Annotated in this window: 6 protein-coding genes; all 6 read right to left on the bottom strand. The window is 38.0% G+C overall.

The genetic code is table 11. The annotated features are described in order from the left end of the window. Positions 1-90: 90 nt before the first annotated feature. The 6 genes from HEQ28_RS06715 to HEQ28_RS06740 all read right to left on the bottom strand — a co-directional run bounded on the left by HEQ28_RS06715 (position 91) and on the right by HEQ28_RS06740 (position 13,375). Positions 91-3,051, bottom strand: coding sequence for a two-component regulator propeller domain-containing protein (locus HEQ28_RS06715; RefSeq protein WP_434504372.1), 2,961 nt, complete (start codon positions 3,049-3,051; stop codon positions 91-93). A gap of 82 nt (positions 3,052-3,133) precedes the next feature. Beyond that, positions 3,134-7,072 carry a hybrid sensor histidine kinase/response regulator transcription factor gene (locus HEQ28_RS06720; protein WP_434504373.1) on the bottom strand — a complete coding sequence of 1,313 codons (3,939 nt, stop codon included), beginning with the start codon at positions 7,070-7,072 and terminating at the stop codon, positions 3,134-3,136. Positions 7,073-7,123: 51 nt separating this feature from the next. Further along, positions 7,124-8,338 carry a DUF6055 domain-containing protein gene (locus HEQ28_RS06725; RefSeq protein WP_434504374.1) on the bottom strand — a complete coding sequence of 405 codons (1,215 nt, stop codon included), beginning with the start codon at positions 8,336-8,338 and terminating at the stop codon, positions 7,124-7,126. A 2-nt stretch (positions 8,339-8,340) separates the two neighbouring features. Next, positions 8,341-10,671, bottom strand: a complete 2,331-nt coding sequence (locus HEQ28_RS06730; protein WP_434504375.1) for a DUF6055 domain-containing protein — start codon at positions 10,669-10,671, stop codon at positions 8,341-8,343. A gap of 12 nt (positions 10,672-10,683) precedes the next feature. Further along, a complete protein-coding gene (locus HEQ28_RS06735) occupies positions 10,684-11,673 on the bottom strand; it encodes a DUF4859 domain-containing protein (protein ID WP_434504376.1) in 990 nt (329 codons plus the stop codon). A 40-nt stretch (positions 11,674-11,713) separates the two neighbouring features. Further along, a complete protein-coding gene (locus tag HEQ28_RS06740; RefSeq protein ID WP_434504377.1) occupies positions 11,714-13,375 on the bottom strand; it encodes a RagB/SusD family nutrient uptake outer membrane protein in 1,662 nt (553 codons plus the stop codon). Between the last annotated feature and the right edge of the window lie 10 nt (positions 13,376-13,385).

A 13,385-nucleotide genomic window follows, 5' to 3' on the forward strand; every position in this document is an offset into this window, starting at 1 on the left:
AATAAAGGAGAATCTGTCTTTAATTGTTACAATGGCATCAATGATTTCAATAGAACATGCAATAATCCCTATTATAACTTGCGCAAGATATTATTCGCTCTTATAGGTAGTTGGTGATGAACCATACTGACGAGTGAAACAGCGAGTGAAATACTTAGGATCATTAAAACCTACCTTATATGCTATTTCGGTGATATTTCTGTTGCCAGGATTCTTTATTAATATATCTTTGGCTATTCCTAGACGATAATTACGAATAAACTGACTCGTAGGAAGTCCGGTATCTGCACACAGTTTACGACTAAGCACAGCCCTACTCATGCCTATTTCATCAGCGAGTTCTCCTACACCAAATTCAGAATTCATATAGTTCTTTTCCAAAATAGCAATCACATCATCAATAAACGGTTTGTTGTTCAGTTTCAATTCTTCCTTATCAGCCTCAAAACTCTTTATCTTACTTTCATGGAACTTGCGCTGATTGCTAAGGATATCCTCTATACGCGACTGCAACTTATTAGGTTCGTCACTCTCCCTTATGGCTTCTTCTATCGGACGCATCAGCTTTTCTGCCTCACGTCGACGCAACTCTGTGATACGCCATTCATAAACATACTTGCCAAGCACTGTCAATACCAAAAGTAATATAGAAACAAACCACCAGCTCTTCCAAAAATAAGGAGCCACATTCACATCTATTGAAATAACATCTCCCGTTCCATTCGTAACAGCTGAAGAGTATTTCACTTCAAACTGATAGCTACCTGAATGAAGACTTGTGTATCTGACGCTATGTTCTCCTGGTTTCAAAGGAATCCAATCATCCTCAAATCCCTTCATACGGTAATAGTAACCTCCACGATTCTCATTACCATAGTTGAGCGAAGAAAAATCAATTGACAATGACTTATCACCCTCTCTGATATTTATTTCATGAGCAATGGATATATCTTCATCCAAGAAACGACTTCCTGCATATATCTCCTCATTGTCAACCATGAGTCTGGTAAACCTTAAATGCCCCTTGTAAAGAGCATCAGAGTTATCACCCTTCAATATCGTTAATCCTTTATCACTTCCTAGATAGATTATTCCATCAGCCGATTTCACAGCAGAATTCCAATAGAACTGTGAAGACAATAATCCGTCATTTGCAGAATAGTTTGTAAACGTCTCTGTTTTAGGATTAAACTGCGAAAGACCGTTTTCCGTTGTTATCCACAACATGCCATTATTATCTTCAACAATGCCCTTAACAGAATTGTTTGCCAATCCATCCCTTAATGTATATGCCTTGAAAATCTCATGTCCATTCTTATCTATGATGCGCTTATATAGTCCATATCCATTACTACCTAACCATAACGTGCCGTTTTGAGTCTGACAAAAAGCACATAGCTTATCTATTATTCCGCTCTTTGAATCATCAAGTTTATTTGTAATATGAACATAGTTAAATCTATGGCAGCGCCTTCCAGGTGATTTCAAATTGATTTTAACAACACCAGTAACACATCCTATCCACAGATAACCATATCTGTCAACAATAGAGCCGATAGCACCTCGTATATCACGATTGCCATTAAAAGGATCAAATACGGTATTCGTGTTAATATCATAAGCGAATATACCATCATTACTGCCTATCCACATGATGTTATTGTACTTATCGTAAGCCAAAGCCCCGATAAAGTTAAGCAATGATTTATATTTCTGAGGCACATTAAGACGTGAAACAGTACGATGAGTTTTTAGATCGACAAGATTAAGACCTCCAGCCCAAGTACCAACCCATAGTCTACGCTTTCCGTCAACAGCAAGAGTTGATACACTATTGTGGGATAATGCAGAATTAGAAGTCGTGAAATGCGTAAAAGAGCTTTTTCCTCTTTCCATTCTGTTCAAACCGCCTTCAACAGTTCCAGCCCATAGTGTACCATTTGGCTCTACATACATTGCGTTTAAAGCATTTGGAGACAAACTCGCTGCTTCGTCTGTATGTATAAAGTTTTCAAGTCTCAACTGTCTTGGAGCGAGTTGCGCTATACCACCAGTCTCGGTTCCAACCCACAAAAATCCATTTAGTGAATAAATACAATTAATAAAATTACTACTCAATGGATTCACCTTGCTTGACATGTTCCAATGTGAAAAATCATCAGTTTCGGGATTATACATGTCTACACCACAAAGTGTTCCAATAACCAAATGATTATCTGGTGACAATGCCAATGCTGCTATATAAGAATGAGAAAGAGACTTCTCTCCTATTGTGTTTTTATATACCTTAACTTGTCTGTTGAGCGTGTTATATCTCATCAGCCCAACATTTGTACCTATCCATATACTACCTTGATAATTCAAAATAGACGTAACATATATTCCCGGAAGATCTTTGAATGTCGGCGAAATGTCCATGCGCACAATCTCATGATTTGAAACCACAAGCCGATATAATCCTCCATCAATAGCAGCCCAAACAGAACCATCATTATTTATATCGGTAATCGCAATATCAGGAGTATTGTTGGTATATCCGAATTTAATAATATCTTTTACATCTCCGGATTCATCAAATTCAACCCGGCATATATCATTTCTTTCTACAATCCAAATATACCCCTTACTGTCGCAATACACCTTTACAGACATTTGGCTCATAATGCGCTTTAATTCATCGTTTTTACTCTTAGGCACAATCGAATGCATTGTTTTAAGGTCTAGCACTTCTGTGCATTCCTCGAAACTGATCCAAAGACGATGAAATCTATCTTCAACAACATTATGACAAGTATTGCTCTTTAGTGACATTCCATCACTTCCGACTCCAAAATAACGATATGAGAATCCATCATATCTTACGAGTCCACCACCATGAGTGGAAATCCATATAAAGCCGAAACTGTCACTATATATATCGTCAACAAAATTACTTGGAAGTCCGCTCAGCATATTTAGATAAGACATATTGCATTTATCAACGAAAGCAGGCTGTGCAAACGTAGAGATGAAAGCAGACATTGAAATAAGAAAGATATATAAGCGTTTCATTGGTATAATTTTATTCACCCATGCAAAGATAATGTTTTATTTTTAAATAAAACAAAGAAGCCTTTTATATTTATTAGCATATCTATACCAAATGCTCTCCCGGCTTCGTTCCGAATTGTTTTTGAAAACACTTCGTGAAATAGCTTGGACTGTTGAAACCCACCATGTAACACACTTCGTTTATACGATACTTGTTTTGTTGCAAAAGTACAGCTGCACGGCGAAGTCTTATCACCTGTATCATTTCATTCGGCGTAACATCAGCCAAAGCCTTTATCTTTGCAAACAGTCCGCTTCTGCTTATTCCGAGTTCAGAAGCAAGAAACGCTACATTGAGTTCTGTATTAGATATATTGTCCTCAATAATAGCATTCATGTGTGTAAGAAATTCGTCGTCAACCGTTGTATTTGCTATTCTAGAAATTGGTTCAGATGGCAGACTTGAGAATTTCTGCATAAGCAAATGACGCATTTCTATCATGTTGCGAATACAAGCTTCTAAATATTTCATCGAGAAAGGCTTCTCAATATATGCATCAGCACCACAATCCATACTTTCTGCTTTGGAATCATTATCCGTCTTTGCCGTAAGCATGATAAAAGGTATATGACTTATTGTATAATCTTTACGTATTCTTCGGCACAGTTCAGCACCATCCATTTCTGGCATCATCCAGTCACTGACTATAAGTGAAACTGTTTTATTATGTAATATTTCCAAAGCCTCAACGCCGTTCTGAGCTGTAAACAAAGTATATGACTTAGCAAAATTAGATGATATGAAAGTCAGCATATCTGGATCATCATCAACGATGAGCATCGTTGGAGCAGAGTCACTTATATTTGACGGCATATTATTGTCTAATTCATCACTTTGATAGCTATCAGCATTCGTGTCTTCCTGTGATATACTTTCACAAGTTACCGTTTCTTTATCTGTTTTTTCATTTATCACATCAGATAACGTAATGATAAACTTAGCTCCTTTTCCCTTTTCAGACACTACATTCACCGTTCCATGATGCTGTTCTACTATCTGCTTAACAATACTCAAACCGATACCAGTTCCAGGCTTGTTGTCGCTGGCTTGAAAGAAAGGATTAAAGATGCGTTTCAAGTCAGTCTTGCTTATTCCTTCTCCATCGTCTTCAACCACAATAGTAAACGTATTGTCGACAGGATTTACACTGCCATCAAGTTTTACAAGTGAACGAGAATATTTAAGCGCGTTAGACATCAAGTTGCTTACAACCTTAGTTATTCCCTCACGGTCTATTACAGCTACAAAATCTTTAGGTGGATATGTAGCTGAAAAAGAAATGCCCTTCTGATGAAAAGATGGAGCAAACCTCTCAGCAACAGAGCTTAACAGTTCGGCAATATTACACGAATCATAATTAACAAGCAGACCTTGTTGTTGAACCTTACTAAAATCCAATAATTGATTTACAAGTTCGAGCAGACGGTGTGCATTACGATCAATAATAGACAATTGAGAATAAAAAGCAGAGAACTTCTCGCATGATTCATTTTTAATATTCTCTAATGGTCCTATAATAAGAGTAACAGGAGTGCGAATTTCATGGGCTATCATTGTAAAGAAGTTAAGCCTTGCCTTACGTGTATCCTCTTCCTGTTTAATATTTAACTTGCGTATTTCCTCCTTATGCTTGTTTTCTGCACCTTTCAGTTTATACTGCATACTGAAATATATTGCCGCTAATATCAATATAATGTATATAAGCTTTGCAGGCAGAGTCCACCAGAATGGTGGATGAATAACAATAAGAAGCGTTGCCTCTTTTGAACTCCACAACCCGTCATTGTTGGTTGCCTTAACTCTGAAAGTATATGTTCCGGCAGGTATATTTGTATATGTTGCTTTATGCTGATTGCCAACATAATTCCATTCCTTGTCAAATCCATCAAGCATATAGGCATATTGATTTTTCTCAGGACTGCAATAACTTAAACTTGCAAACGAGAGACTGAACATGTGGTCCTTATACGACAAGTTTAATTTCTTTATACTGTTAAGCGATTCAGACAATCTTTCATCGCCCACAGCAACAGGTTTATTAAAGAGTTCAAATCCTGTAATATATACAGCTGGCGGAATATTGTTTGCCTTTATCTGGTATGGATAGAAACCAACGAAGCCACTTGTTGTTCCAAAATATATACATCCATCTGATGTCTTAATACCCGCATTAGGTTGAAAGATTTCTGAATAAAGACCATCATAGCGGTTAAACAACTGCTGTCCCTCTCCCTTTACATATCTTATTATACCATGTGTGGTTGATATCCACAAAATTCCCTGATCCTCTATGATACTTCCAACATCCTTTATATCTATATTTAAAGGTATAGGATTGAATGTATCAGTTTTCTGGTCATAGCTACAAATACCGGTTGATGTGGCAATAAGAATCTGAGCGTTTTCACCTATATGGATGCAGTTCACCTGATCAGAAGGTATTGAGCCCAGTCTTTTACTATGGCGATATATCTTGATTTTTTTTGTGGCAACATTGTATTTTATGATTCCACCACCTTGAGTTGCAAACCACATAAATCCATTTTTATCCTCTTTAATATCAATGGTAAGTATTTCTGTGGCACATATTTTATGAAACGAATCTTTTACCGGATCATACAGATTTATACCTTCCATTGTAGCAGCCCATATCTTTCCATTATGGTCTTTATATATCGCATAACTACTGCTGCCATAAAGTCCCTGTTGCTGTGTATATTTCTTCATTGCGCCAGTAGACTTTTCCAAACGTATTATTCCGTTTGTATATGTTCCTATCCATAAATATTTACCATCATTACACAATGCGTGAACATTATATTTAGAAAGTACGGAACTTCCTGGATATGGAACAATCTGATGAGTAGAAACAGACATGCGACTAAGTCCTCCATCATCACTTGCTATCCAAAGGCTACCATTATTATCTTCACAAAAGCGCGATATGACATTTCCGCAGAAACCATTTCCTTTGCCATGGCACGTATAGTTTGAGAAGCGCTCTCCAACTGGCGAAAGATAATTTGCTCCACCATAAAATGTACCAAACCATAATCCTCCTTCGTTGTCACGCATAATAGAATAAATAAACCTCTCACTTAGAGATGCTCGTTCTTCTGCATGCTCGTTCACAACATGCCACTCACCAGTTTGAGGATTATAAGAAATCAAACCGTCGTCACAACCTATAAGTACACTTTGTGAAGATTGTGCGAAAAGGGTATGTATATGATGTGCTGTTCCTGATATAGACGGATCAAGCAATGTCTCGATACTGCCGTCATCATTTATTCTGCATAAACCATTTTCCCATGTTCCTAACAGAATACTTCCATCATAAGCTTTTGTTATTGCTAAAGACCCATAATTGCCACCTCGTGTATTTAAAGGTACAAACTCGTTAGTGGCTTTATTTAGTTTGTAAATATAATACTTACCCCAATTGGATATAGCGAAAATTTGATTGCGACTATCTACAAACACCTGTGAAATATTTCCCTTATTAGCTTTAAATTGATAGATGCGAGAAGTCTTTGTTTTGGGAGAGTATCTAGCTACTCCCTGCCCCATTGTTGCTATCCAGATGTTTCCGTCGGCATCAGACGTGAAATGGTTTATCAGCTTTTTCAATACTTTTGCAAACGGTATAAATGTCTCAGACTTATAATCAAACAAAAATGCACCATGAGCAGTACCTACAAGCAATCCATTTTCGGTATTCTGCAGAGCTGATATATATTGATCAGTACCCTGTTGTAAGATAGTATAATAATGAACGCTTGTCCCGTCATATCTGCATAGTCCATTATCAGTTCCAAGCCATACAAACCCGAATTTATCCTGGACAATATTTCGGACTGCATTTGAGCGCAACCCGTCCTGCATGGATATATTATGGTATCTAATGTCCTGTTGCTGTGTACCGGCAAAGGATAGTAATGATATGATCAGAGCAAAAATAAGCGACATTATTCTTTTCATAGGTATCTTTGTATACATTAGTATATACTGCAAAGATACTTTTTATTTATTTTATTTCAAAATATTAGTACCTTTAACTGATATTTGATATTCAATAACAGCAGGTTTTGCATTTAAATTATTATCATATTCATCAGGACGCTGTAACATCACATGTTTACGTGGTGCGTTCATCACAAGTAGATAATAACATTCAGGCTCTTCCACAAGTGAATATTTCAAGTCGCACCCATTATCCTTTGACAACCTTTTTACCTTTATTTTAATATTGTTTTTCTTTAGCGGTTTTGCCAGTTTTATGGCATTGAATCCATATTCCTCAGGAGCCATATCAGCAGGAATACGATAAGTGTCTATGCCAGCAGAATCCATCGGCGTGGAACATGTGCATGCATAAGGACGAGTCTCATTATAGGCATGTCGGAAATCGAAGTTCAATAACTTTGTATAGCAATCAAACATTTCATTGTTAAACTGTTTCTGATTTATCATGCACATACGCATATATGTCAATGCAGGATCCTCTCCTATTTTCCCGTTACGATATAGTTTGGCTATAAAATCCAATCCATGTTTTTCTGCCCAATATTCCAACACATAAGGAGAATGGTATATATTATCAATCGATAGGAAAGCCTTGTGAGTGAGTTTACGGAAAGCCTGAAAGTGATAGTTTTCATCAGTCACCCAATTAGGATTTACCTGCCATAACATCCATTGGCTCGTCATCTCAAAGAATCCGTTTCCTCCCCAGATATCACTTATACTGTCTGCCGATATCTGAAGTTGGAAAGAATGTCCAAGTTCATGTGCAAGACAATTCAGCTTCTTGTCTTGTATTCTATTGGGAGCTACCCACAGGGCACCTATGAAATTATCATAAGTACCACCATAGGCAGTTCCGTCAAGCGAATAGTTTATCATTACCATCATCTTGTATTTGTCAGCCTTGCTACCAGGTAAAGAGAAGCGCAGCGAATCACGAAAGAATTGATAGAAACCTTCTACACGATTCTCTAGATTCTGAATATCCACCTTCATCGGATGTCCATCAAGGTCTGGTGGACAAAGCGGATTGTCTCCGAATCCCTTTTCCCAGAAAAACACAAGATTGTCTGTCTGCACAGAGTGCTTCCAGCACCATCTTTCATTTGGATTATCCAAATTATATGCTTTCAGAGAATCAGGAATATATACCAGTTTCTGTGCTTTCATGCCAAGAGATGTCATGGCAAGAACTACAAAACAGATGATGATTCTTTTCATTATCAGAAGTTCATTTGTAAATCTATTACTGCCTTATACAGTTTGCCGTCTTTCATATATACCATTGTTGGACGTATTGTATAAGACTTATCCTTTGTTGTTGCTCCAGGCTTGTGACCATAAGCAAGGCTATATCCTGTGAAATTGTATTCAAAATATACAGGACTATCACCCCATTTTCCAGCTGTTCCATCTGCCATTATCCAGAAGCCTGTACCATTGGCTGAATAAGTATAGCTTATAGAACCGTCAGGATTGGTATTGGCAATTGCTATCTTTCCTTCTGTTGGTCCATTAGCTGTCACTGATCCTGCTGCAAGAGTTCCTGCAGCTATTTCAGCAGGCTGAATTTTGAATGCCTTTGCAATCTTACCCATATCACCATTATTCAACAAATTCATTGTACCCAGTACATAGTCTGCTGATGATGCATCAAGATTTACTGAATGAGACAATGTTATATCTTCAGGTGAACCTGTCGGGATGGTAACATTACCCAACAAATCGGTATTGCTGAAGCTTACTTCATAAGGCCATTGTTCATCATTCGTTTCGTCATCGTCCCAGCCCTCTCTGTTATAAGTTGAAGGAGCACCAAGCACAACAAGATACAGTTTCTTTGTTCCAGAAGGTATACTGAAAGTAGCATCACCAGAAGTGGCACTAAACATTTCTCCATAATGGCTCTTATCATTACTGTCTATTGCCACGAAACCATAACGATATCCAGCACTAGTGTTAGACTGCTTATTATATGTACTTACATTTCCCTTTGACTTTCCGTCACCATCAACTATCTCTCCTGCATCACCCGCAGCAAGTGCCGATCCAACAGCAAGAGCATTGAAATGAGCTGTTACGTCTGTTCCTGCATCAGGAATATTCAAAGGAATTAGATTGAAACCTGTTGTACCAGGACAGTTATCATAAGAAACCTGATAATATCCCTTACTGTTCTTATATAATTTCGTTCCATAGTTAAGAGCAGCATCTGTAACATATTGATGTACTGCATCGAAATCATAGTTTGCACAATGAGCAGCATAGTCATACATATCACTGTAAAGAGTATTCAGGTTACTACCACAATATAATCTAGTATATGTCTCGATAGGATCTTCAGGATATTTACTTTCTTTCCACATACGTGAGTATGCCTGTATACCATGTTTCTGTGTGTAATAATACTGGAACCAGTAGCTTGCATAGCGTTGCCATTCATGATTGAAACGACGATTATGATTTTTCAGCCACACCTGTACGTTTGCATCCTGAGTGAAAGCCTCCTGTGGATAATCCTGAAAAGACTGCCATTGAGCACACTGTTCCCAGAAAGCACATCCACCAGAACCGTCTTGTCCGAATCCATAACGGAATCCTACAGGAATAATACCATTACTCAAGGCTTGAGTCTCACCAGTGAAGAGTTTGTCGGCTGAAACCTGAAATTGGAAACTATGCCCAATCTCATGACCTATTGTAGAACCTACCGGTTTGCATGTAGATGGATTTACCCACAACGCGCCTATTGTATTATCATACCCAGATCCAGTAGCAAGCCATTCTGTTTGATAAAGCAGATAAATTTCCATCTTGTATTTATCCAATGACGACTTTCCCTGTCCTGTTGTTGCCATACCTAGTTTCTCTACATTTGTTTTATAGAAATTCTCTGCTTTTGCAAGTAAGTCATCTATATCCACACGCAAAGCCTCTGGAACGGTTTCGGCATTAGGATTATCTCCAAATCCTGGAGCCCAGAATACAAAGAAGTGTTCACTTGACTTATGTCTCCACCATGACCATTTTGCATCAGAACGCAACATACCTTCTGGTCCTTTTTCAAATCCTTCGTTCCATGTTCCCGGACAATAATATTTATCGTAATCAGGAATCTTAGATACATCCATTATATGAACTGCGTCTGGATTAGCATTCTGATGAATGGTTATCTGCGAGAGTTTATCGCCACACTTTACTGTTATGGTAGCTTCACGATATGTATCATTATCGTTCTTCGTTAAGAGTATAGGCATTTTATTGTCTCCTGCACTACCAGAAGGACAAGTCAGTTTTATCCAACTTATCTGAGTATGTGCAGCTCTGCTTGTAACATCATCAACAGTTGCAGTCCAACTGCTGTTGGCATTGAAAGAAACAGAAGACTCCACTTCATCCCAATCAACGGTCTTTGGCATTTCGTTATCACTTATTGCTATATTACCTATAACAACATCGTTACTATCAGTACATGCCGATATGAATCCCGTAATCAAGAGCAGGAGAACCCTTAAGGTACTCCTGCTTATTATAGAATATTTATTATTTTCCATGGTAAATAGAATTTATTCAAGAGTTGCATTACATACAAACTCTACAAACTTACTCTTGTCTGTCTTGCTTGCATAAACAAAGTGGAACTTGGTCTGAGTTCCTGATGCAACACCAGGTGCTCTACCAACACCAACAGAACCATCATGTGTCTCAACGAAATAGCTGAAACCTTTTGTTCCCCATGTTGTAACTTTCAATAAACCATCAAGCCAATAACCGATGCCATTAGCTGTGTATTTGGAAGTTGTATCCCAATTACCAGCATCATCAACTAAATACATTGCAATGTCACCACTTGAATCCTGTACCGTCTTGTTGAATTCACTTGCTGTCATACCAAGACATTTTTCAATAGCGGTAGAATAATCTGCGAATTTAATCTCAAACACACTATAATCACCAGCTGGAATCTTGAATACTGGCATTATAAGTCCTGGATCAGTAACAGAAATAGGAATATTGAAGCGTACATAGTTATCATAATTCTGTCCGTTGTTGATTGCAAAGCCAACAGTTGCGGAGAAAGATACTCCAGCAGAAGAGGTCTCTGGCACACCTATTACAATAGACTTTGTTGTCTTGTCTATTTCAACATATCCTGCAGCGTCAGAATCTTTACTCACAATCTGTCCCGACTTGTTATAGTACCAACCAGTTGTTCCCTTTGTAGGAGCGGTCTTGTCCCATATACCACGAGAAGTATTGATATTGTAGAATACAACTTTGCCGGTTTCAAGTCCTGCAATCATATCATCCACCGTCATACCGAGTTTTGTCTGTATTGTCTCAGCATAGTCTTTCAGATTAATTATCTTTGGACTAACATGTCCCTTGCGGAATTCAGCGGTAGTGCTGATATTGGCACTTGCATCAGTTCGCAGATAAGGAGCCTCATTCTCTGTATATACATGCTTTTCTACAGCATCTTCAGGGTCTGTGCTACATGCGCTTAATCCTAACGCCATGCAAACCGCCGCAATATATAATATGTTCTTTTTCATAAGGAATTATACGTTTAAAGGTTTTATATTTTCTACCTAATTATTTACTTTCAGTAGATCCATAACCTGGATTCTGCTTTAGTTTTGGATTACCATCCATAGCACTCTTTGGTATTGGAAACAGGTCACCATTTCTATCTGTTACAGCATCCTTACAGAACCATGATTTGCCATTATAGACATTCATATTTGTACCCTTGATATTAAATCGAATAAGTTCATCACGACGATGTGCTTCACAAACAAATTCTTTTCCATATTCATCAAGCAGTCCGCCAAATTCTATATCAGCACCACCTTCATTTGTAGTGATCCATTTATCCTCACCACCAAGAGTACCTTGGTTCTCTCTGTGTCCATATTTGTAGCTACTGCCTCCTTTAAGCTGTGCCACTGTTATAGTAGCTTTGCTTGGATCAGATTTAAAGTTACGTGCTCTTACCTTTGTTACGAGGTCGGCTGCTGTTTGTTCATCTTGACCAAGACGTAACAAGCATTCAGCTTTCATCATGTAAGCATCTGCCAAACGGAAATATGGCACGTCGTCATAACTTGTTCCGAAATCACCACTCTTAATTTCATACTTAATAAGTCTGTAGCTTTCAAAAGGATAACATCCCGGATTGTCAATACTGTGAAGTTCCTTTGTATATATCAATGGTTCTCCATCTGCAGTTATAGCAGTTCCGTCCATCGCATATTGTTGACCACCGGTCCAAGTATTGTCCATACGTGTATCTCCCGTCTCATAAGTGTCAAGGAACTGTGGGAATACGATACCACCACCAGTAGCCCAACCAGAGAAGTTCCAACGTGCTCTACCAGCATTGTGTATCCACAAGTTTGCCATGTAGTTACCACCAGCATATTTATTTTCCAATGGAATACCAAATATTATTTCAGGAGAAGTAGATATATCTTCCTTGAAATTGTCACTATAGTTTGGTGCCAACGAGAAAGGACCAGCAATGACCTTGTTTACTTCATCAAGAGATTTACTATACCATGTTTTATCGGTATCATCTTTAAACCATGCATTATGGTTAAGATATAGTTTGGCTAGCAACATGTGAGCTGCATACTTATTGATCTTGCCCATTTCAATCTTACTTGGGCATTTGTCGGCAACAGTTTTCAGTTCACTTTCAATCCAGTTGTATACCACTTTAGGATCTGATTGCTCAGGTGTCCAACCAGCCTCATGTACGTATGTCGTATCAAGCGGAATATTTCTATAAAGATCTAACAAATTATAGTAGTATAGAGCACGATAAGCGCGAACCTGCGCTACGATATCTTCATTTGATGCGATAGCTTTATTTGCTAGAATTTTATTACATGCATTCACTCCAGCATAGTTATTCTCCCAGTTTACCTGGAAAAAACCTATCTTAGAATTCAACTGATGCTTATGCATTGAAACATAAAGGTCGCCCCATCCAATACCGATACGTGAAGGAACTCCCCAAACATCAGAACTCATATCCATAATATCCGACATACCAAACCATCCCCAATATACATCACGTAAACTGCTGTAAACAGGGGCTATAGTATGTTCAAGTTCTGTTTCAGAAAATTGATGCTGTTCAGACGAAATAGTATCATATAACGTTTCGTCTAGATCTGTACATCCAACCATTGATAGCCCACAAGCTGCAATCATGGCAGACATAAATATCTTGTTTATTTGTTTATTCATGACTATTATG

Source organism: Prevotella sp. (assembly GCF_051059605.1).
Classification (GTDB): Bacteria; Bacteroidota; Bacteroidia; order Bacteroidales; family Bacteroidaceae; genus Prevotella.